General features: G+C 49.5%; 2 protein-coding genes. Both read left to right on the top strand.

The features are described from left to right. On the top strand, positions 1-578 hold a 578-nt coding region (locus tag V6D20_10340; protein ID HEY9816179.1), incomplete at its 5' end, for a PLP-dependent transferase. 278 nt (positions 579-856) lie between these two features. Then, a partial coding sequence (locus V6D20_10335; protein ID HEY9816178.1) for an alpha/beta fold hydrolase occupies positions 857-1424 on the top strand: 568 nt, incomplete at its 3' end.

The raw sequence follows: 1424 nt of genomic DNA, 5'->3' as shown, positions 1-1424 counted from the left end.
AACCGGATTCTGGCTACCACGGCTTGCGCTATGCCCATGATCTAGGCGATCTCTCCCCCCTAGCCTTCATTCTGCGGATGCGTCTGGTGCCCCTACGTAACCTTGGCGCTTGCATCGCCCCTGATAATGCCTGGCTATTCCTCCAAGGCATTGAAACCTTACATTTGCGGATGCAGCGTCATTGTGAGAATGCTCTTAAGGTGGCTCAGGCCCTAGCAAAGCACCCGGCCGTCGAATGGGTGCGCTATCCTGGGCTGGAGACAGATGCAACCTATCCCGTAGCTGAACGCTATCTAAAGAAGGGCTTTGGGGCTATGGTTGTCTTTGGGATCACGGGCGGTGCAGAAGCTGGGAAGCGCTTTATTGAACATTTGAATCTGTTTTCTCATTTGGCAAATGTTGGCGATGCCAAGAGCCTAGCGATTCATCCTGCTACCACTACCCATTCCCAATTGTCCCCTGACGATCAAATTGCAGCCGGAATTGCGCCAGAGTTGGTACGTTTGGCCATTGGAATTGAAGATATTGAGGATATCATGATGGATCTGCAGCAAGCACTAAAACACGCTACAACATAGATTGAAGGATATAGACTAAACGATTGAACTGAAGGGGCGATCGCTGGATGATTGATGTGGGTGTTGCTGGGTCAGGGTATGAACCTCGGACGAGACGTGCTGAAACCTTCCGCAAACGTGGTGGAGCCCTACTGCTCAGCAACACCGATGAGTAATGTGCACCATGATCTGCCTCTTTAGGCTCACTCACCTAGCGATCGCTCTCTATTCATGCTCATCTGGCTCCCGATCGCCTTTCACTATCCAGCTTACCCATCTGCATAGCTTTTCCATTTGCCATGAGTATTGGTCCAGTTAAAACTCAATTTTTTCAGTTGACAGCCGAAAATCCCTTTCAGCTAGAGTCTGGTGAAGGATTAGAATCTGTTACCTTAGCCTATGAAACCTATGGAACGCTCAATGCTGATGCAAGTAATGCTATCTTGATCTTCCATGCACTCACAGGCAGTCAACATGCCGCTGGCACCAATGTTTCCATCCCAGGAATACAGCCACTATGGACAGATGACTGCGTGTTGGGATGGTGGGATGACTTCATCGGCTCTGGGAAGGCTTTAGATACCGACCACTATTTCATCATTTGTGCAAATTATCTAGGCAGTTGCTACGGTTCCACAGGACCTCGGTCTATAAATCCCAGAACAGGCAAACCCTATGGTAGTAAATTTCCTCAAGTGAGCGCATGGGATGTGGTGCGGAGCCAACTGCATTTGCTAGATTATCTGGGAATAGATTGTCTGCATGGTGTCATTGGAGGATCCCTTGGCGGCATGTTGGCACTAATTCTGGCGACACGTTGTCCCCAACGGGTAAGAACCGTGATTCCTATCGCCACAGGCTTAGAAA

Source organism: Candidatus Obscuribacterales bacterium (genome assembly GCA_036703605.1).
Taxonomy (GTDB): Bacteria; Cyanobacteriota; Cyanobacteriia; order RECH01; family RECH01; genus RECH01.
Note: the sequence above shows the minus strand (reverse complement) of the source record. Positions and strands in the feature narration are given on the sequence as shown.